This is a genomic window from Paraburkholderia tuberum STM678 (assembly GCF_902833905.1).
GTDB lineage: Bacteria > Pseudomonadota > Gammaproteobacteria > Burkholderiales > Burkholderiaceae > Paraburkholderia > Paraburkholderia tuberum.
The window spans coordinates 1-20801 of record NZ_CADFGP010000007.1; the positions used below are offsets into that span (position 1 = coordinate 1).

Below are 20801 nucleotides of genomic sequence, written 5' to 3' on the forward strand. Positions count from 1 at the left end.
CTTCCCCTTGCCGGGTGTGCAGAGGACTTTCACCCCCAAGTCATCCGGCTCGCCACCACAGCGGGTCGGACAGCGCCAGTCACGGCGCTACGCGCCATGCCTGGCGCACCAAAAAAAAATGCGCTGCCGAAGCAGCGCATTTCTCAACTACCGGGCGTCAATCCAGCAACGACATCAACGCTTTCGGCTTACGCTCAACCCGCGCGCGAAAGCAGCAACGCATTGGTCCGCTTCACGAAGCTCGCCGGATCTTCCAGCGCGCCGCCTTCGGCGAGCAGTGCCTGATCGAACAGCAGATGGCACCAGTCGTCGAAATTCGCGCTATCGGCATGCAGACCCTTCACGAGGGCGTGCTCCGGATTCACTTCGAGAATTGGATGGAACTCAGGCGCCTGCTGGCCCGCGGCCTTCAGCATGCGCTGCAGGTAGCCGCTCATTTCGCCGTCGTCGGCAACGAGGCACGACGGCGAGTCGGTCAGGCGGAACGTCAGACGCACGTCCTTCGCCTTGTCCTTCAACGCTTCCTTCATCTTCTCGACGAGCGGCTTGAACGCTTCGCCGATCTTCTCCTGCGCCTCTTTTTCCTCGTCGTTCAGCGCGCCGAGATCGAGGTCGCCGCGCGCGACGCTTTGCAGCGGCTTGCCGTCGAATTCGTTGAGGAACGACAGCATCCATTCATCGACGCGATCGGTCAGCAACAGCACTTCGACGCCCTTCTTGCGGAACACTTCGAGATGCGGGCTGTTCGACGCGGCCTGCCACGTGTCGGCGGTCACGTAGTAGATCTTCGTCTGCTCGGGCTTCATGCGAGCGACGTAGTCGGCCAGCGACTCGGTCTGCTCGGCCGTGCCCGTATGCGTCGTCGCAAAGCGCACGAGCTTCGCGACGCGCTCGCGATTGGCGAAGTCCTCGCCGATGCCTTCCTTCAGCACCTGGCCGAATTCCTTCCAGAAGCCGGCGTATTTTTCCTTATCGGCGTCGTTGTCCGCATTGGCCAGTTCTTCCAGCATCGACAGCGCGCGCTTGGTCACGCCTTCGCGGATCGCCTTCACGTCGCGGCTTTCCTGCAGGATTTCGCGCGACACGTTGAGCGGCAGATCGGCCGAATCGACCACACCCTTCACGAAGCGCAGGTACGTGGGCAGCAGTTGCTCGGCGTCGTCCATGATGAACACGCGCTTCACGTACAGCTTCAGTCCGCCGCGCTGCTCGCGGTTCCACAGATCGAACGGCGCGTGCGCCGGCACGTACAGCAGTTGCGTGTACTCGCTGCGGCCTTCGACGCGGTTATGCGTCCACGTCAGCGGATCTTGATGATCGTGCGAGATGTGCTGGTAGAACTGCTTGTATTGCTCGTCGGTGATGTCGTTCTTCGAACGGGTCCACAGCGCGCTCGCCTGGTTGACGGTCTCGTCCTCGTCCTTCGTGACCATCTCGCTCTTTTCCGCGTCCCACTCTTCCTTCTTCATCAGGATCGGCAGCGCGACGTGGTCCGAGTACTTCTGGATGATCGACTTCAGCCGATACGACGACAGCAGTTCGTCCTCATCGGCACGCAGATGCAGCGTGATGGTCGTGCCGCGCGCGGCGCGCTCGATCGTCTCGACCGCGAAATCGCCTTCGCCCGCGCTTTCCCAGCGCACGCCTTCCGAGGCCGGCAAACCGGCGCGGCGCGTCTCGACGGTGATCTTGTCCGCGACGATGAAGCCCGAGTAGAAGCCCACGCCAAACTGGCCGATCAGCGCCGCGTCCTTCTGCTGGTCGCCCGACAGCTTGCCGAAGAATTCCTTGGTGCCCGAACGCGCGATCGTGCCGAGGTGCGCGATCGTCTCGTCGCGACTCATGCCGATGCCGTTGTCGTCGATCGTGATGGTGCGCGCGGCCTTGTCGAACGACACCCGAATCCGCAGGTTCGGATCGTTCTCGTACAGCGCGCTGTTTTCGATCGCCTCGAAGCGCAGCTTGTCGGCCGCGTCGGACGCGTTCGAAATCAGCTCGCGCAGAAAGATTTCCTTGTTGCTGTACAGCGAATGGATCATCAGTTGCAGAAGTTGCTTCACTTCTGCCTGAAAGCTCATGGTTTCTTGTGCCATGGTCGGACTTCCTCTCTGTTGCGAATTGGGGGATGAGCGGCGGCCGAAGCGGATTCCAACCGCGGTTCGGGCTCGCCGTGCCGGAGCGCCGGACCGCCGGATCGTCCGCGCAAATGGGGACGCTCCGGCGCGGTTTCAAGAGGCCCGGCGCGCGACGCCGTCGAGATAACGGCTTAGAAACGCCGGTAATTCAGGATCGCCGCAATTGGCGATGTTGAAGCGCATCCACGTGCTCGGCGACTGCTGCGGCGAAAACAGCCCGCCCGGCGTCAGCAGATAGCCGGCTTCGTGCCCGGCCGCGGCGAGCGCGCCTGCGTCGACGCCGGTGTCGGCCCACAGGAACATCCCGGCCGTCGGCGTCAGAAACAGCTTCATGCCGGTCTTCTCGATCATCCGCACGGCCTTCTCGCGCACGCCGTCGAGCCGTGCGCGAATGCGCTCGACGTGCCGCCGGTAGTGGCCCTCGGTCAGGATCTTGTAGATCACGCGCTCGTTCAACTCCGGGCTCGTCATGCCGACCAGCATCTTCTGATTGGCGACCACCATCGCGACCTCTGCCGCGCATGCGATGAAACCGACGCGCAAATTCGGCGCAAGCGTCTTCGAGAAACTGCCGAGGTAGATCACGCGCTTTAGCTGATCGAGGCTCGCGAGCCGCGTACCCGCGTAGCTGGGCGGGCACAGGTCGCCGTAGATGTCGTCCTCGACGACGATGAAGTCGTACGCCTCGGCAAGCCGCAGGATGCGGAACGCCTGCGCGGCGCTCAGCGAGGTGCCGGTCGGGTTCTGCAGCACCGAGTTGATCACCAGCATTTTGGGCCGCCATTCCTGGACCAGCGCTTCGAGCGCGTCGAGATCGGGGCCGTTCGGCGTGTACGGCATGCCGACGAGCCGCGCGCCCTGCGACGCGAAGCAGCCGAACATCTGGAACCACGCCGGATCGCCGACGATCACCGCATCACCCGGCTTCACGTAGATGCGCGAAATGAGGTCGATCGCCTGGGTGACGCCCGACACCATCACGATCTGCTCGGGCAACGCGCCGATCTCCAACTCCTCGAGCCGCGTCTGCAACTGCTGACGCAGCGGCAGGAAACCTTGCGCGGTGCCGATGCCGAGCATCTGCATGCCGCTTTGCCGGCCGAGCGTGCGCAGCGCGTTGGTGATCAGGTCGCCGTCGAGCCAGCGGGCCGGCAGATAGCCGAGGCCCGGGCTGCGCTCGGGCCGCGCGCCGGTGTGCAGCATGTTGCGCAGCAGCCAGACGACGTCGATATTGGCCGGCGCGGGCAGCGTCTCGGCGCGCGGGTGCAGCTCGGAGACCGTCGCCGCGCCGCCCTGGCGCTCGCGCACATAGAAGCCGGACCCCCGCCGCGACTCCAGAAAACCCTGCGCGACGAGCCGCTCGTACGCTTCGACCACCGTGAAGCGCGACACGCTCTTGTCGAGCGCTAGCTTGCGGATCGACGGCATGCGCATGCCGGGGCGGAACACGCGCTCCTCGATGCGGCGCCGCGCCCATTGGACGAGCTGTTCGACTAGCGTCAAGGACGCGGTGTCGTGCGGGGCGGGAATCTGGGTAAGCGGGACGGACATGACGGACTCCAACTGTACCGAACAGTATCGCGCCGATTGTACCGTTACTGTGCAGGTCACGGCCGTTACATTTGAATCCAGCGCGGCTGGTGACACCATGTAAATCCATACGTATGGCGCGCCGATCCGGCAAACGGTTATGCTTACGGCCCCGGCAGCGTTGCCCACAAGCGTGGCGCGCAACTGGCCCTTGCACAGAACAGCGTTTTCCGTCGATCCGCCATGACCACCCTGACAGCCCAATCGCTCAGTCTCGATCACCTCGTCGTCTCCGCGCGCACCTTGGACGAAGGCGTCCAGTACGTCGCCGATACGCTCGGCGTCGCGCCGGCCGGCGGTGGCGCGCATCCGCTGATGCGGACCCACAATCGCCTGCTCGGCCTGTGGGGCGGGGTCTACCTGGAAGTGATCGCCATCGATCCGCACGCCGCGGCCGAGGCAACCGATGGCACCGCGCCGCGCCCGCGCCTGTTCGCGCTCGACGACCCGGCGACGCAGGCCCGACTGGAAAACGGGCCGTATCTGTCGCATTGGGTCGCGCGCGTCGAGCGGCCGAAGCATCTGGCGACGTGGCAAGCGCAGTATCCGCAGCGCATCGCGCCGGTCGTGCCGATGACGCGCGGCGATTTCACGTGGGGCCTGACGGTGCCCGACGACGGGTCGTTCCCCGCGTGGCAAGGCGCCGGCGACGGCGTGCTGCCCTCGCTGATCCAGTGGGACTCGACGCGGCATCCGTCGCAGTCGCTGGCGCCGACCAACCTCGCGCTGAAAGCGTTGAAAGCCGTGCATCCGCGGCCAGAGCTGATTGGCGAGCAACTGCGCTGGCTCGGCGCCGCGCACCTGCTAGACGTACAGCCGACCGACGGCGCCGCGGCGCTCGTCGCCGAATTCGAAACACCCGAGGGTTCTCGAACCCTCGGATAAACAGCGCGTGATTGGGCACCCCCCGTGGCAACCCCGGTGGCACCCCAACGGCAATGGTTGGCCAGTCGCGCGATAATTGAAATTTTGACCGGTTCCAGAAATACCAGAGGAGATCATGGACCAAAGCGACCTGAAAGCCCCCACGTGGCAATTGTCCGAACGCGCGCGCAAGCTCACGAGCTCCGCGATCCGCGAGATCCTGAAGGTCACGGAACGGCCCGAAGTCATCTCCTTCGCCGGCGGCCTGCCCTCGCCTGCCACCTTCCCGGCCGAGCGCATGCGCGAGGCGTCCGACCGCATCCTGCGCGACACGCCCGCCGCGGCGCTGCAGTACAGCGCGACCGAAGGTTATCTGCCGCTGCGCGAATGGGTCGCGCAACGCTACTCGATCAACGGCGCGCAGATCCGTGCGTCGCAGGTGCTGATCACGACCGGCTCGCAACAGGCGCTCGACCTGCTCGGCAAGGTGCTGATCTGCGTCGATAGCCCGGTGCTGGTCGAAACGCCGACCTACCTCGGCGCGCTGCAATCGTTCTCGATGTACGAGCCGCACTACGTGCAGGTGCCAACCGACGAGCAGGGCCTGATCCCCGAGGGCCTGAAGCCGGAACTGACCAATGGCGCGCGTCTGCTGTACGCGCAGCCGAATTTCCAGAATCCGACGGGCCGCCGTCTGCCGGTCGAACGCCGCCGCGCGCTCGCCGAGTTCGCGAAGACCGCGCCGTTCCCGGTGATCGAGGACGATCCCTACGGCGCGCTCGACTATGCGGGCGAACCGCTGCCGACGATGTTGTCGATGGCGCCCGATCACATCGTCTATCTCGGCTCGTTCTCGAAGGTGCTCGCGCCGGGTCTGCGGGTCGGTTTCATCATCGCGCCCGAGGAACTGATCTTCAAACTCGTGCAGGCCAAGCAGGCCACCGACCTGCACACGCCGAGCTTCACGCAGCGCATCGTGCACGAGGTGGTCAAGGACGGCTTTCTCGACACGCACGTGCCGACGATCCGCGAGCTGTATCGCAACCAGTGCGACGCGATGCTCACCGCGCTCGAACGCTATATGCCCGAAGGCGTCAGCTGGAACCGTCCGGAAGGCGGCATGTTCATCTGGGTCAATCTGCCGGCGGGCATCGACACGATGAAGCTGCTCGAGGAAGCGGTCGCGCAGAACGTCGCGTTCGTGCCGGGCGCTCCGTTCTTCGCGAGCGAGGCGCAGCACAACACGCTGCGTCTGTCGTTCGTCACGGTGCCACCGGCTAAAATCGACGAAGGCGTGGCGCGTCTCGCCGCACTCGTGCGCGCGAAAATCTGAACGGCGTTAGCCGCACTGCCATCGGGGCGAAGCTTGCACGCGCGTTGCGGGCGGACTTCGCCCCGCCTGCATTCATGCAATCTCACCGAAACGAGGAAACGATATGGCTCAATCGAATGTGTACGACAAGCTCAAGGAACTCGGCATCGAATTGCCGGCGGCGGGTGCGCCGGCAGCGGCCTATGTGATGAGCGCGCAAAGCGGCAACACGGTGTACCTGTCGGGCCACATCGCCAAGAAGGACGGCAAGGTGTGGGTCGGCAAGCTCGGCGCGACGCTCTCCACCGAGGAAGGCAAGGCCGCCGCGCGCTCGATCGCGATCGATCTGCTCGCCACCTTGCATGCGCACGTCGGCGACCTGAACCGCGTCACGCGCGTCGTCAAGCTGATGAGCCTCGTCAACTCGACGCTCGAGTTCACCGAGCAGCATCTGGTCACCAACGGTGCGTCCGAACTGATCGCCGACGTGTTCGGCGAACGCGGCAAGCACGCGCGCTCGGCGTTCGGCGTCGCGCAGATTCCGCTCGGCGCGTGCGTGGAGATCGAGCTGATCGCCGAGGTCCAATAGCATCGACGCGATGTGACAATGCGTGCGGTGTCGCGCGAGATCGGCACCTGATTCACGCCGCATTGCGATTGAAACGCGCCGACCGGTGTCACGCACCGGCGGCGCGTTTCTGTTTTATGGCGACGGTGGATCGCCGCCGCGCAGGCGGATAGAATCCGCGAACTCCCTCAATGTCCATTGCACCGGGGCCTGTCGATGTCCGCTCACACCGTTCGTTTCAAACAGGTCGACGTGTTTACGTCGACACCGTTCAAGGGCAATCCGCTTGCCGTCGTGTTCGATGCCGACGCGCTCGATACCGCGCAAATGCAGGCCATTGCGCGCTGGACCAATCTGTCCGAAACCACGTTTCTGCTAAAGCCGACCGACGCGGCCGCCGACTATCGCGTGCGCATCTTCACGCCGGGGGGCGAGTTGCCGTTCGCGGGTCATCCGACCTTGGGCACCGCGCATGCTTTACGCGAAAGCGGCTACCAGCCGAAGCAGGCCGGCAAGCTGATCCAGCAATGCGGCGTGGGTCTCGTCGAACTCGAAGCGCTCGACGGCGGCGACAACATGCACGGCGCATGGGCGTTCGCCGCGCCGCCCGCGCGCGTGACACCGCTCGCCGAGCATCGTTACGAAGCGCTGTCTACGGCTTTACGTAGTCAGGCGATCGACTTCAGCGCGCCGCCATGCGCGGTCGACAACGGTGCGCCGTGGCTCGTGGTGCGGGTCGATTCGGCACGCGCCTGCCTCGCGCTCGAACCCGACGCGGCGGCGCTCGCCGAGTTCGCGCATTCGGTCGACACGCACGGCGTCGCCGTGTATGGACCACACGACGCCGACGGCCCCGCGACGTTCGAGGTCCGTTGCCTGATGGCGGGCGGCGGCTTCGGTGTCGGCGAAGACCCGGTGACGGGCAGCGCCAATGCCGCGCTCGCGGGTCTGCTGAACCTGCAGCACCGTCGTCCCGCTGCACGCTACACGGCGCGTCAGGGCACCGCGCTCGGGCGCGCGGGCCACGTGTCGGTCCACTACGACGATGCGCGCGGCAAGATCTGGATCGGCGGGCCTTCGGTGACGATCGTCGACGGCACGTGCCGGCTCGCGTAAGCGAGCTGCGGCTTCGCGCGCACGCCACGGCGACACGCCACATGCCGCCGCTTCACACCACAAAAAGCCGCAGCGCGATGGCGTCGCCATACCTGGTTCTCCGAATTCATCGTGGCCGGATTGCAAAAGCCCTGCCAGAAACTGCCCAGTGGCAGGCACCGTTGCCGATGAAGTCTTCGACAAATCACGGACCGGCCGCGTCATAAGACCGGCGATGCAGGCCACGTGAACAGCCGCACCCGCGCGCCCGCCGCGCGAGCGTATACCCCATGCCCGGAAGCTTCCTTAATCCAGTGGCATTCAGTAATATCGAACCGTATCCGATGACCTGTGGACGGTCCGGCGCGGCGCCACGCCCTCTCATCCTGCGCAGCAGCTTTGGCATCTTGGTCACCATGCAGCCATCCATCTATTTCGCGCAGTCGATGCCCATGCGTTTGCAAGCGGCCCGCACCCAGCCAAGGCCCGCGCGATGACTCAGTCCCGCTTCTCCGAGCCGCGCGAAGCCAGGCCGCGACGCGATCCATTGGTCACGCGCCGGCGCGCATTGCTCGTCATTCCCGCCCTCGGGGTACTCGTACTGATCCTGCTGTGGACCGTGATCTTCGCGCGGCTGTCGGTAGAAAGGGACGCGACGTACCGCGAAGCGATGGCGTCTTCCGCAATACTTTCCGCGGCGCTCGAGCAGCACACCATCAAGGCGATTCACCAGGTCGATCAGATCACGCGCTTCGTCAAGTACGAGTTCGAAAAGACGCCCAATCATTTCGATCTCGCGAGCACGGTCGAAAAAGGCGTCGTGCAAAGCGAAACGCTCGTGCAGGTGTCGATAATCGACGAGCACGGCAGACTGATCGCCAATACGGCCGAACTCAACCCCGCTCACATCGACTTGTCGGACCGCGAGCACTTCAAGGTCCACGAGCACGAAAACGACGACCAGCTGTACATCAGCAAGCCCGTGCTCGGCCGCGTGTCGGGTCACTGGACGCTGCAGATGACGCGGCGTCTCAATCATCCGGACGGCTCGTTCGCGGGCGTCATCGTGGTCTCCGAAGACCCGAGCTACTTTACGTCGGACTTCTACAACAACGCGGCGATCGGCCGCGAAGGCGTGATCGCGGTGATCTCGGACAGCGGCACCGTGCTCGCGCGCCGCACCGGCAACGCCAGCAGGACGAGCAGCACGTTCACCGCGAGCGGCACGTATCCGACCTCGGAGCATGTGTCGGGCACCTACGTCGATTCGATCGACAACGTCACGCGCATCGTGTCGTACCGGCACATCGACGGCTATCCGCTCGGCGTGCTCGTCGGTCTTTCGCAGGGCGAAGAATTCGCCGATTACAACCACACGCGCAACGTCTATCTGTTGATGGCGGGCTTCATCTCGCTCGCGATGCTCAGCTTCTTCGCGGTCGCGACCGGCCTGATAGGCAAACTGCTAGGCCGCGAGCGCGAGATGACGCAACTCGTCGAATACGATCTGTTGACCGGCCTGCGCAATCGCTACGCGACGCTGCAGGCGCTGCGCCATGACGTCGCGCAGCCGTTCAACCTGGGTCGCCTCGCGATTCTTTTTATCGACCTCGACAACTTCAAGACCGTCAACGACACGCTCGGCCACAACGCCGGCGACATCGTGCTGCAGATGACAGCCTCGCGCCTCGCCACCGCGGTCGGCGACGACGGCGCGCTGAGCCGCATCGGCGGGGACGAGTTCGTCGTCGTGATCAAGGGCGACGATGTCGAAAAGCGCGCGGTCGCGCTCGCCGAAGCCGCCGGCGAAGCGTTCTCGAAGCCGTTCGAGGTGCGCGGCAGCGCGTTCGTGCTGCATGCGAGCATCGGCATCGCGCTGTACTCGGTCGCCAACGAAAGCGAGATCGACCTGCTGAAGAAAGCCGACCTCGCGATGTACAGCGCGAAGGACGCCGGCAAGAACTGCTACCAGTTCTATTCGCCGCATCTGTCGCACCGCGCCGACCATCTGATGAAGTGGGAGCAGCAGTTGCGCGTCGCGCTGGCCGAGGGGCAACTGTTCCTCGCCTATCAGCCGAAGATCGATCTGAAGCGCCGCTGCATCACCGGCTTCGAAGCGCTCGTGCGCTGGAACCATCCGCAGCACGGACTGATCCCGGCCAACGAGTTCATCCCCGTGGCCGAGTCGACCGGCCTGATCGTGCCGATCGGCGACTTCGTGATCGAGACCGCATGCCGTCAGCTCGCGCAATGGCAGCAGCAGGGCTACGACACGCTATCGCTCGCGGTGAACATTTCGGCGGTGCAGTTCTGGCGCGGCGACCTGTTCGAAACGGTCTCGCGCGCGATCGAGGAAACCGGCATCTCCGCCCGTCGCCTCGAACTCGAAATCACCGAAACGACGATGATGGAATTTCCGGAAGTGGTCTCCGAAAAAATCTTCGCGCTGAAGCGTCTCGGCGTACGCATCGCGCTCGACGATTTCGGCACCGGCTACTCTTCGCTGTCCTATCTCAACCGCTTTGCCGTCGATACGCTGAAGGTGGACCGCTCGTTCGTCCAGGCGATTCCAGGCGACCGCAGCGTCTGCGTAATGGTCACCGCGATCGTCAACCTCGCGCGCTCGCTCGGGCTCACGGTGGTGGTCGAAGGCACGGAGACCGAAGAGCAGATTGCGTGGCTGGCCGCGCTCGGCCATATCGAGGCACAGGGCTTCCTGTTCTCGCGGCCAGTGCCAGTGGAGGCGATCCCGGCACTGCTCGAGCGCTTCGGGGTATGCGGCATGAACAGCGTCGGCGGCCGCCGCGTCGCGCACGAAGCCCACAGCGCAAGCAGCCTATCCAGCAACAATTAAAGGACGGGCACCCGCACGGCGGGGCCCGCGCAGCGCCGATGCAGACCATCACGAGCGATGAGACTGCCCGCCGCGGGCAACGGGAACCGCTATGGACGCTGTTCCGGGTCGTGTGCGGCCTGTCGGCGCTGTCCTGGGGCGGTCTCGCGTTGATGGCGCAGCTCGAGCATCATTACGTGGAACGCGAGGGGCGGCTCTCGCGCGTGGCGTTCTCGGACCTGATCGCGCTCGCGTGGATGGTGCCGGGACCCGTCGGCTGCAACGTCGCCGTGCAGCTCGGGCACGCGCTGCGCGGACGCGCGGGCGCATGGGTCGCCGGGGTGGCGAGCGTACTGCCCTTCTTCACGCTGATGACGCTGTTCGCGATCTTCTATCGCACGCCCATCATGCACACGATCACGTCGCAAACCCTGCTGCATCACTTCAGCGTCGTGCTCGCGACGCTGATCGCGCTCACCTGGTACAAGCAAACCCGCGCGCTCGTGCGGGGCAAGCTCGAATGGACGGCGGCGCTGCTCGGCAGCATCGCGCTGCTCTATGCGCACGGCGCCGCGGCGTATGTGGTGATGCTCGGCGCGGCCTTCGGCGCCGGCTGGTTCGCGAGTCGGGAGCGCGACTCGCGACTCGCCGTGTCGCTCCAGCGCGGCGACTGTCGGCTGCTGGCCGCGCTCGGCGTGCTGCTCGTGCTGTTTGCGCTGCCGCTGCCGCATCGCTATGACCTCGCGCTGCTGTGGCCGCGCCTCGCGGGCGCCGGCATGACGCTGTTCGGCGGTGGCTTCTCGGCGTTGCCGGTGCTGAAGACGCTGTTCGTCACGCCGGCGGTCGGCGTGTCCGATAACGACTTCACGCTCGCGTTTACGCTGTCGCCGTTGTCCCCGGGACCCCTGCTGAACGTGGTCCCGTTCTTCGGTTATCTCGTCGATGGCTGGCTCGGCGCGCTGATCGCGACGCTCGCGCTATTCGTGCCGTCAGGCTGCCTCGTCGTGCTCGCGCAGCGGCATCTGCATCAGTTGAAGGTGAACCCGCGCTTCGAGCACGGCATGAGGATTCTGCGCGCGGTCACGACCGCGTTTCTCGCGGTCGCGGTACTGCGCATTGCCGTGCACGTACCGCTGGAGCCGATCTATCTGCTGACCGCGACGTTCTCCGCGATGTGCTTCGCGAAGCTGAAGGTGCCGGTCTATGCCGTGTATGGAACGGTGGCGGTGGCGTGCGGTTTGTGGCTCGCGTACGGCGCCACGACGTGATGCGTCGCGGGCCGCACGAAGCCTGCTGCGCCGTTGGCGATCCGGCGGTCCGGCGATCCGGCGATCCGGCGGTCCGGCGGTCCGGCGATCAGAACCCGCGCGACAGCGCAGCGAAGCCGATCGTCACGACGCCCAGCACGAGATTGATCAGCACGAGACGGCGGACCGTGCCGACCGCCAGCGCGCCATCGGGCCACTTCTGCGCCTGCACCGCGCGGCGAATGCGCGGATATACGGCGAAGCGGATATGCCCGAAGATCAGCATCATCACGATGCCGAGACCGGTCATCGCATGCAGCGGCCAGCTAGCATGAGCGCCGCCGAATTGCATCAGCAGGAAGCCGCCGCTGATCAGGATCACGAGCACCGACACCCCGACCCAGTTGAAGAAGCGGCCAAATACCGACTCCCACAGCGGCAGGCGCAGTTGCGGCGACAGATCGCCGAGCGCAGGGCGCAGGCAGAAATGCGCGAACACCATACCGCCGACCCACACCGCCACCCCGAGCAGATGCAGAAAAAGCGCGACTTCGATAGCCTTGTTCATGTAGTTTTCCTCTCCCGACGACGCCACACCGTTTAGGACACGCGATCCCGCTCAGCACCAACTGAGCGCGTTCGACCATACGTGATGCAGGCAGTTCCGGGTATCGACGTCTATTGCGTCGTGTTTTGTCGTTGTGATCGCGGCCCGTTCATCTGGCCTCGACGCCGCCGCGCCCCGTTTGCTTCCACGCCCTTCGCGCGACGGACTTTGCTGCGACAGACCGCGAGCGCCCCGCATGCTAGCAGGCGCTCACGGTTTTACAGCGTCAAACTTCGTTAAATCGACTCCATTAAGCCGGCAGCACCGGACGCATGCCGTCGAGCTTCAGCTTGCTGGCGGGCGCGCGTCCCTTGCGCGCACGCTTGCCGACATGCGCCGCAAGCTCGGCGCCGGCCAGCTTCTCCTCGTCGACGCGGCCGCCACGACGCGTGCCGATCAGCATCACGCCTGCTTGATTGATCGCGAGCGCCTGCACGAGCGTTTCGTTGTCGTCGAGCGCCATCAGCGTGACGCCACGGCCGCCGCCCGACAGCGTCTTCATCTCGTCGAGGCCGAACACGAGCAGACGTCCGCCCGACGACAGACACGCGACCTGCGCCGCGTCCGGCAGCATCGGCATCGGCGCGAGCGGCGCGGCGCCGGCGTCGATCGTCATGAACGACTTGCCGGCCTTCACGCGGCTCACCATATCGCCGAGCTTCGCGATGAAGCCGAAGCCGTTGCTCGACGCGAGCAGCAGCGCCTGTTCCGCCGACGCCGCGTAGTAGTGCATCAAATGACTGCCCGATTCGAGCTCGATCAGCGACGTGACCGGCACGCCGTCGCCGCGTCCGCCCGGCAGTTGAGCCACCGCGACCGAATAGACGCGCCCGTTGCTACCCCACGCGATCAGCGTATCGGGCGTGCGGCATTGGAACGCCGCGTAGAGGCCGTCGCCGGCCTTGAAGCTGAAGCCGGCCGTATCGAGCCCGTGGCCCTTCAGCGCGCGCACCCAGCCCCTTTGCGACACCACGACGGTGACCGGCTCGTCGACCACGCGCGCTTCGAACGTCGCGCGCTTTTCCTGCTGGATCAGCGTGCGACGCTCGTCGCCATACTGTTTCGCGTCGGCTTCGATTTCCTTGATCAGCAGGCGCTTCATCGCCGGTTCGCTGCCGAGCAGCTCTTCGAGCCTGGCCTTCTCGTCGCGCAGCTCGGCCAGTTCCTTCTCGATCTTGATCTTCTCGAGGCGCGCCAACTGACGCAGCCGGATTTCGAGGATGTCCTCGGCCTGGCGATCCGTGAGACCGAACGCGGCCATCAGCGCGACCTTCGGCTCGTCCGATTCGCGAATGATGCGGATGACTTCGTCGATATTCAGGAAGACGATCATCCGGCCTTCGAGAATATGGATGCGGTCGTCGACCTTCGACAGACGATGCCGCGTGCGGCGCGTCACCGTCGCGAAACGGAACGCGATCCACTCGTGCAGGATTTCGCTCAAGCCCTTCTGACGCGGCCGGCCATCGCCGCCGACCATCACCATGTTCAGCGGTGCGTTCGATTCGAGGCTCGTATGCGCGAGCAGCGTGTTGACGAAGTCGGTCTGATCGATGCGGCTCGACTTCGGCTCGAACACGAGGCGCACCGGCGCGTCCTTGCCCGATTCGTCGCGCACCGCGTCGACGAGCCCGAGCAGCGTCTGCCGCGTCTGCAACTGCTCGGGCGTCAACGTCTTCTTGCCGAGCTTGATTTTCGGGTTGGTCTGTTCTTCGATTTCCTCGAGCACCTTCTGCGCGGCCGTATTCGGCGGCAGTTCGGTGATCACGAGTTGCCACTGGCCGCGCGCGAGGTCCTCGATCTTCCAGCGCGCGCGCACCTTCAGGCTGCCGCGGCCGGTTTCGTACGCGGCGGCGATTTCCGCCTCGCTCGAAATGATCTGGCCGCCGCCGGGGAAGTCCGGACCGGGCACATGCTGCATCAGCTCCGCATGCGAGAGCTTCGGATTGCGGATCAGCGCGACCGCCGCTCCTGCGACTTCGCGCAGGTTGTGCGACGGAATTTCCGTCGCGAGGCCGACGGCGATGCCCGATGCGCCATTGAGCAGCACGAACGGCAGACGCGCCGGCAGCACCTTCGGCTCTTCGAACGAGCCGTCGTAGTTCGGCATGAAGTCGACCGTGCCCTGATCGATTTCGGCGAGCAGCAGCTTTGCGATCGGCGTCAGGCGCGCTTCGGTGTAACGCATCGCCGCCGCGCCGTCGCCGTCGCGCGAGCCGAAGTTGCCTTGGCCGTCGATCAGCGGATAGCGCATCGAAAAGTCTTGCGCGAGACGCACGAGTGCGTCGTACGCGGACTGGTCGCCGTGCGGGTGATACTTACCGAGCACGTCGCCGACCACGCGCGCCGATTTGACCGGCTTCGCGTTGTCGCCGAGGCCCATCTCGTTCATCGCGAACAGGATGCGGCGCTGCACCGGCTTCTGCCCATCGCAAACATCGGGCAGCGCGCGGCCCTTGACCACGCTGACCGCATACTCGAGGTACGCGCGCTCCGCGTAGTTGCCGAGCGTCAGCACGTCGCTGTCCGACGGCGGCTCGTTGAAAAGGTCGAGAGTGTTATCGTCGTCCATCTAGATTCCGTGTCCGTGTTTGGCTTGAAGTGTCGTATGCCGCATTGAGGCGCAATGCGCTCAGATGTCCGCTTCCACTTCGTTGCCCTTCTCTTCGAGCCAGCTGCGGCGCGACGCCGCTTCGCCCTTGCCCATCAGCATCGTCATGCGCGCGACGGTCGCATCGTAGTCGAGTTCGCCGAGCGCGACCGGCTGCAGGCGGCGCGTGTCGGGATTCATCGTCGTATCCCACAGCTGCTCGGCGCTCATTTCACCGAGCCCCTTGAAGCGGCTGATCGACCACTGGTTGTCGCGCACGCCGTCCTTGCGCAGCTTGTCGAGAATCGCCTCGAGCTCGCCTTCGTCGAGCGCATAGAGCTTCTGCGCGGGCTTCTTGCCGCGCGCGGGCGCATCGACGCGAAACAATGGCGGACGCGCGACGCACACATGACCGCGCTCGATCAGTTGCGGGAAATGCTTGAAGAACAGCGTGAGCAGCAGCACCTGGATATGCGAGCCGTCGACGTCCGCATCCGACAAAATGCAGATCTTGCCGTAGCGCAGATTCGACAGATCGACCTTGTCGTCCGGATTATGCGGATCGACGCCGATCGCCACTGAAATGTCGTGCACCTCGTTATTCGCGAACAGGCGATCACGTTCGGTTTCCCATGTATTCAGCACCTTGCCGCGCAGCGGCAGGATCGCCTGGTATTCCTTGTCGCGGCCCATCTTCGCGGAGCCGCCCGCCGAGTCGCCCTCGACGAGGAACAGCTCGTTGCGGCCGATTTCCGTCGATTCGCAATCGGTCAGCTTGCCGGGCAGCACGGCAACGCCCGAGCTCTTGCGTTTCTCGACCTTCTGCCCCGCGCGCGTGCGCGCCTGCGCCTGCTTGATCACGAGGTCCGCGAGTTTCTTGCCATGCTCGACGTGCTGGTTCAACCACAGTTCGAGCGCCGGCCGAGCGAACGACGACACGAGCTTGACCGCATCGCGGCTATTCAGGCGCTCCTTGATCTGCCCTTGAAACTGCGGATCGAGCACCTTCGCCGACAGCACGAACGACACCCGCGCGAACACGTCTTCGGCGAGCAGTTTCACGCCCTTCGGCTGCAGGTTGTGCAACTCGACGAAGCTCTTGACCGCCTGATAAAGACCGTCGCGCAAGCCCGACTCGTGCGTGCCGCCCGCGGGCGTAGGAATCAGGTTCACGTACGACTCGCGCGTGAGCGGCCCTTCCTCGCTCCACGCAACGACCCACGCCGCGCCCTCGCCTTCGGCGAACGTCTCTTCGCTCGAACGCGAGCTTTCCGCGTAGCGCTCGCCCTCGAACAGCGGAATCAGCAGATCGCTGCCGTTCATGCCTTCGAGCAGATAGCCGCGCAGGCCGTCTTCGTATTTCCAGCTTTGCCGCTCGCCGGTTTTCTCGTTGACGAGCGTGACCTCGACGCCCGGCAGCAGCACCGCTTTTGAGCGCAACAGACGCTGCAATTCACCGAGCGGCAGGTTCGGCGAATCGAAGTACTTCGGATCGGCCCACGCGGTCACGCGCGTGCCGGATTTCTTGTCGGCCTTGGTGGCGGCACGCACTTCGAGCGGCTTCGCGACGTCGCCGTGCGCGAAGCTCAGTTCGGCGACCTTGCCGTCGCGCCACACGGTGACGTCGAGCCGCGTGGACAGCGCGTTGGTGACCGACACGCCGACGCCGTGCAGACCGCCCGAGAACGTATAGGCGCCGCCGGCGGCCTTGTCGAACTTGCCGCCCGCGTGCAAGCGCGTGAAAACGATTTCGACGACCGGTACGCCTTCGTCGGGGTGCAGGCCGAACGGAATGCCGCGGCCGTCGTCGTCGACCGAGACCGAATGGTCCGCGTGCAGCGTGACCGTGATTTGCCGGCCGTAGCCGCCGAGGGCCTCGTCCGATGCGTTGTCGATGACTTCCTGAATGATGTGCAGCGGATTCTCGGTGCGGGTGTACATGCCGGGTCGTTGCTTGACCGGCTCCAGACCCTTCAACACCTTGATCGACGCTTCGCTATACGCGGCGTTTGGCTTTTTCGTAGACATGATTGACTCGGTGCGTCGGTTCATCGTTGTCCACAGGTCCTGTGGACAGGGCCGTGGACAATGCGTTGAGTATTCAAAAAAAGCGAAACGAAACAACGGGGTTAGGTGGAGCGCCCGCGATGCGGGCAAGCTGTTTTGTCGCGCGGCTTCCGTTGGCGCGCTCGAATGCCGGAGATGGACGCACAGCCCGCCGGGGAAGCCTGTTCGCGGGGTATTGTACTGATTTCGATCACCGCGGCAATTGACCCCGCGCTGAATTGGCCGACTGGATAAGGCGCGGCGGGCGTTGGGGGGACATGCAATGGAGGATGGACGGCTCGCAGGACGGCGGCGCGATAGGTATCGGCGGAAAATGCACGGGCGCGCGCCGGCTGAATTTCGGTGCCGTGCGCGGCGGCGCTTTCTGTTGTTTTTGTGCCGGCCGCGCACGCCGCGTTACTTGACGCGGTTTTCCAGCTCGTCCCAACGTTCGAGCGCGAGCATCAACTCTTCGTCGATCTCGGCATAGCGCTCGGTCAGACGCGCGCCTTCGCGTGCATCTTTCGCGAACACCGAGCCGTCTTCGAGCTGCGCGCCGATTGCCTTCTGTTCGGCCTCGAGGTCGGCAATCATTTTCGGTAGCGCCTCCAGTTCGCGCTGCTCCTTGAACGACAGCTTCGCGCTGCGCTGCGCATTGCGGCCCGACGCGCTGTCCTTCGGCGCCGCTTCTTTCGGCGCTTCCTTGCTCGATTCTTTCTGCGCTTCGAGCGCGAGTTGCTCCGAGCGATCGCGCTGCGTCTGCCAGTCCGTGAAGCCGCCGACGTATTCGCGCCACTTGCCGCCGCCTTCCGAGGCGATCACCGACGTCACGACGTTATCGAGAAACGCGCGGTCGTGGCTGACGAGCAGCACCGTGCCGTCGTAGTCGATCAGCAGTTCTTCGAGCAGTTCGAGCGTCGGAATGTCGAGGTCGTTGGTCGGTTCATCGAGCACCAGCACGTTGGCCGGGCGCGCGAACAGGCGCGCGAGCAACAGCCGGTTGCGCTCGCCGCCCGACAGCGACTTGACCGGCGAACGCGCGCGCTCCGGTGCGAACAGGAAGTCGCCGAGATAGCTCATCACGTGCTTCTTCTGGCCGTTGATTTCGACCCACTCGCTGCCGGGGCTGATCGTGTCCGCGAGACTCTTTTCCAGATCGAGCGCCGCGCGCATCTGATCGAAATACGCGACCTGCGGATTCGTGCCGACGCGCACGTTGCCCTCGTCCGGCGCCAGATCACCGAGGATCAGCTTCAGCAGCGTGGTCTTGCCCGCGCCGTTCGGACCGACGAAGCCGATCTTGTCGCCGCGCATCACCGTGGCCGTGAAGCGGTCCACCACCGCGCGCTCGCCATAGCGCTTCGTCACGTCCGTCAGTTCCGCGACGATCTTGCCGGACTTCTCGCCCTGACCGACGTCGAGCTTCACGTTGCCCTGCACGTTGCGGCGCTCGGCGCGCTCGTTGCGCATCTGCACGAGGCGCGCGATGCGGCCGACGCTGCGCGTGCGGCGTGCCTCGACGCCCTTGCGAATCCACACTTCTTCCTGCGCGAGCAGTTTGTCGAACTTCTCGTTCTCGATGCGCTCGACTTCGAGCTGCTGCGCCTTGCGCGTCTGGTACGCGGAGAAATTGCCCGGATACGACAGCAGCCGCCCGCGATCGAGCTCGACGATGCGCGTCGCGACGCGGTCGAGAAACGCGCGATCGTGTGTGATGAACAGCAGCCCAGCGCGCAGCGACACCAGCAGATCTTCGAGCCAGCGGATGCCGTCGAAGTCGAGATGGTTGGTCGGCTCGTCGAGCAGCAGCACGTCGGGCTGCACGACGAGCGCGCGCGCGAGCGCGGCGCGCTTCTGCATGCCGCCCGACAGCGAGCCGATACGGGCTTCGCCGTTCAGGCCGATCTGCTGCAGCGTGGTCGCGACGCGCGTGCTCCAATTCCATGCGTCCGCGGCGTCCAACGACGATTGCAGCGTGTTCATGCGCGCGAGCAGCGCGTCGTGTTCGGCGCCCTCGGGCGTGTCGGCGAGCTGATGCGCGACCGCGTCGTATTCGTCGAGCAGCGCGCGCGCCTCGGTGAGTCCGGCGGCGACCGCGTCGAACACGGTGTCGTCGGCGTTGAACTCGGGCTCCTGCGGCACGTAGACCGTGCTCAGATGCTGCTGACGCGTGACGAGGCCGTCGTCGGGTTTGGCCAGATCGGCGACGATTTTCAACAGCGACGACTTGCCCGCGCCGTTGCGCCCGATCAGCCCGACGTGCTCGCCCGCTTCGAGCGAGAAATCCGCGTGGTCGAGCAGCGCGACGTGACCGAACGCGAGCTGCGCTCCGGTAATGGTGTAAAGCGACATGGGAATGGGAGAAGACAGCGATGAGTCGGAACTGCTCATTGTACCGGGCGTAGGGCCGGCCGCAGGTATGCCGGGCGGGAACATCCGTGCGATGAAGCGCGCGACACAGTGTGCAACGCTATCGGCGCGGGCCGGGCCGGCCTTTCAAGCAGTTGCTTACTTGACGTGCACCGTGATCGTCTTGCTCATCTCCGGCCCATACGAGCGATGCGCGCCGTCGCCGAATTGCAGCGTCAGCGTATGGTCGCCCGGCGGCAGCGTCAGATCGGTTTCAGTCTGGCCTTTGCCGAAGTGCAGCGACTTGTCGGTCGCGGGGACGACCTCGCCCTTCGGCAGCGGCTTGCCGTCGATCACCAGGTGATGATGCCCGGTGCCGTCCGTTAGCGTGCCGGCGGGCGCGATCTTCATGCCGTCAAGGCCAAACACGACGTGCATCGGATTGGTGACGGTCGCGCCGTCCGCCGGTTGCACGAAGGTCACGCCCTCCGCCTGCGCCACACCTGACCCGGCGAGTAGCCCAGCCGCCGCGACGCCGACCAACCATCTGTTTATAAACATCGTTTTCTCCTTTGGAAGCGAAACCCGGCGATGCGGCGCCGCCAGCGGCCTCTCCGAGACCGATCGTCTCAATACGTGCGAAGCGAGCGCCACATCTGTCCAATCGAATAGCTTGCAGGTCAAAGCGTACACGGCTTGTGTGACGAGGCCCGTCGCGCGAACCCGGGCTCGCCGCAGAGGCGTTGGGGCGGCGCCGCTTCGGTCGTCTGCGGCTGATTTGACAAATTCCGGTAATATTGCGGGTCGCCGCGCCGCCCCATAAAGGGGCAGAGCAAGCCGGCCATTGCATTGAACGAGAGAGCGTGTCGTGAGCGAAGTAATCGAAGTGACGGAATTCAAGAGCTGGGTCTGCCTGATTTGCGGTTGGATCTACAACGAGGAAGACGGTCTGCCCGAAGAAGGCATCGGACCGGGCACGCGTTTCGCCGACATTCCGGAAGACTGGCGCTGCCCGCTGTGCGACGTGGGCAAGGCGGAGTTCGCGGTAGTGGAGTTTTGACAGTGAGATGAGCTTGGGGCGATAGGCGCGGTTGCGTGCGCTTCGTCAGATGCTCAGGTGGTTTTCGCGGCCCGGCAGGCGATGTCTTCGGGGCGTTTGTTTTTGCGGGATTTGTGCGAGGCGCGGGCGGCTGCTGGCTTGGCTCTCCTCTTGCCCGCGCCGGTTTGATATACTCTGCGCTCGCTGGTCTGTCCGGCTCGGTCCTCTCCCTGTAGTTCAATGGATAGAACAAGTGCCTCCTAAGCGCTAGATACAGGTTCGATTCCTGTCAGGGGGACCAGATAGCTTCCCGGCGTTGCCCAGAAAAGTATTGAACATGGGCCCAATCTGCACTGACGAGTCGCCGCGAACGTGAGACGGTGCGGAGGCAGCGCGCAGAAATTCAGCGAGCTTCACCTGTTGCGGTTCGTCCCTCGCCAAAGTGGTCGGGCTGGCAGTGACGATGCGTTTGCGGCCAGCGCGTACCTCACTACTCCCGGCGTCGCCGCAATATTCCGGTCGAGCA

Annotated in this window: 14 protein-coding genes and 1 tRNA gene; 8 read left to right on the forward strand and 7 right to left on the reverse strand. The window is 64.9% G+C overall.

Annotated features, from left to right (window positions below; translation table 11 throughout):
- Window positions 1-194: 194 nt before the first annotated feature.
- Window positions 195-2093 carry a molecular chaperone HtpG gene (gene htpG / locus HWY30_RS07585; protein WP_090803611.1) on the reverse strand — a complete coding sequence of 633 codons (1899 nt, stop codon included), beginning with the start codon at window positions 2091-2093 and terminating at the stop codon, window positions 195-197.
- 135 nt (window positions 2094-2228) lie between these two features.
- The gene (locus HWY30_RS07590) at window positions 2229-3686 is read right to left on the reverse strand and encodes an aminotransferase-like domain-containing protein (RefSeq protein ID WP_090803609.1); all 1458 of its coding nucleotides are present in this window, start codon (window positions 3684-3686) and stop codon (window positions 2229-2231) included.
- A 231-nt stretch (window positions 3687-3917) separates the two neighbouring features.
- Between HWY30_RS07590 and HWY30_RS07595 the strand changes: the two genes are divergently transcribed.
- The 6 genes from HWY30_RS07595 (at window position 3918) to HWY30_RS07620 (ending at window position 11665) form a co-directional block, all read left to right on the forward strand.
- Window positions 3918-4610: a VOC family protein gene (locus HWY30_RS07595; RefSeq protein WP_090805634.1), complete on the forward strand. Its 693-nt coding sequence runs from the start codon at window positions 3918-3920 to the stop codon at window positions 4608-4610.
- Window positions 4611-4725: 115 nt separating this feature from the next.
- Window positions 4726-5922, forward strand: a complete 1197-nt coding sequence (locus HWY30_RS07600) for an aminotransferase-like domain-containing protein (protein ID WP_090803607.1) — start codon at window positions 4726-4728, stop codon at window positions 5920-5922.
- Window positions 5923-6025: 103 nt separating this feature from the next.
- Window positions 6026-6490 (forward strand): RidA family protein, encoded by a 465-nt coding sequence (locus HWY30_RS07605; RefSeq protein ID WP_090803605.1) that lies wholly within the window; start codon window positions 6026-6028, stop codon window positions 6488-6490.
- A 195-nt stretch (window positions 6491-6685) separates the two neighbouring features.
- The gene (locus HWY30_RS07610) at window positions 6686-7585 is read left to right on the forward strand and encodes a PhzF family phenazine biosynthesis protein (RefSeq protein WP_090803604.1); all 900 of its coding nucleotides are present in this window, start codon (window positions 6686-6688) and stop codon (window positions 7583-7585) included.
- Window positions 7586-8057: 472 nt separating this feature from the next.
- Window positions 8058-10418 (forward strand): bifunctional diguanylate cyclase/phosphodiesterase, encoded by a 2361-nt coding sequence (locus HWY30_RS07615; protein ID WP_090803602.1) that lies wholly within the window; start codon window positions 8058-8060, stop codon window positions 10416-10418.
- A gap of 38 nt (window positions 10419-10456) precedes the next feature.
- On the forward strand, window positions 10457-11665 hold the full coding sequence (locus tag HWY30_RS07620; protein WP_090803601.1) for a chromate transporter: 1209 nt from the start codon (window positions 10457-10459) through the stop codon (window positions 11663-11665).
- Between the two features lie 88 nt (window positions 11666-11753).
- Here HWY30_RS07620 and HWY30_RS07625 read toward each other — a convergent pair whose 3' ends face one another.
- From HWY30_RS07625 to HWY30_RS07645, 5 genes are all read right to left on the reverse strand, one after another.
- Complete coding sequence (locus tag HWY30_RS07625; RefSeq protein WP_090805632.1) at window positions 11754-12212, reverse strand: CopD family protein; 459 nt, start codon at window positions 12210-12212, stop codon at window positions 11754-11756.
- Window positions 12213-12501: 289 nt separating this feature from the next.
- Window positions 12502-14823, reverse strand: coding sequence for a DNA topoisomerase IV subunit A (parC, locus tag HWY30_RS07630; RefSeq protein ID WP_090803599.1), 2322 nt, complete (start codon window positions 14821-14823; stop codon window positions 12502-12504).
- A gap of 60 nt (window positions 14824-14883) precedes the next feature.
- Window positions 14884-16869, reverse strand: a complete 1986-nt coding sequence (locus tag HWY30_RS07635; RefSeq protein ID WP_090805631.1) for a DNA topoisomerase IV subunit B — start codon at window positions 16867-16869, stop codon at window positions 14884-14886.
- A gap of 435 nt (window positions 16870-17304) precedes the next feature.
- Window positions 17305-19239, reverse strand: a complete 1935-nt coding sequence (locus HWY30_RS07640) for an ATP-binding cassette domain-containing protein (protein ID WP_090803598.1) — start codon at window positions 19237-19239, stop codon at window positions 17305-17307.
- A gap of 156 nt (window positions 19240-19395) precedes the next feature.
- The gene (locus HWY30_RS07645) at window positions 19396-19797 is read right to left on the reverse strand and encodes a DUF4399 domain-containing protein (protein ID WP_090803596.1); all 402 of its coding nucleotides are present in this window, start codon (window positions 19795-19797) and stop codon (window positions 19396-19398) included.
- A gap of 307 nt (window positions 19798-20104) precedes the next feature.
- Here HWY30_RS07645 and HWY30_RS07650 point away from each other — a divergent pair, with 307 nt between their 5' ends.
- Complete coding sequence (locus HWY30_RS07650; RefSeq protein ID WP_090803595.1) at window positions 20105-20296, forward strand: rubredoxin; 192 nt, start codon at window positions 20105-20107, stop codon at window positions 20294-20296.
- 205 nt (window positions 20297-20501) lie between these two features.
- Window positions 20502-20576, forward strand: a tRNA-Arg gene (locus HWY30_RS07655).
- Window positions 20577-20801 lie beyond the last annotated feature (225 nt).